At 38.7% G+C, this 318-nt stretch carries 1 rRNA gene; it reads left to right on the top strand.

What is annotated here, in order from left to right:
- Positions 1-158 (top strand): 23S ribosomal RNA (locus tag EZH24_RS14970); the annotation flags it as partial.
- Between the last annotated feature and the right edge of the window lie 160 nt (positions 159-318).

Consider the following 318-nt stretch of genomic DNA (forward strand, 5'->3'; position numbering starts at 1 on the left):
TCTGGAGCTACGAATTGCGAAACCATAGTGGGAAGCCTCCTTCAAGATTAATTTTCCCTATGAGTTTCGTTGGAGACTACGACGTCGATAGACTGCAAGTGTAATTGGGGAAATCCCATTCAGCTGAGCAGCACTAATCAGACCAATGGCTTGACCATATTATCGTTTTCTTCTTTCGATTTATTCGATAAAAGAAAATATAATAAAGAATGAGACAATCTGCGCTCTTATATATCTGACAAAGAATGGCTCTTTTAATTTGTTAATATTATTTCGGCGACCATAGAGAAAGTGATACACCCGTTCCCATTCCGAACA

The sequence above is a fragment of the Brachyspira catarrhinii genome (genome assembly GCF_005518285.1).
Taxonomy (GTDB): Bacteria; Spirochaetota; Brachyspiria; order Brachyspirales; family Brachyspiraceae; genus Brachyspira; species Brachyspira catarrhinii.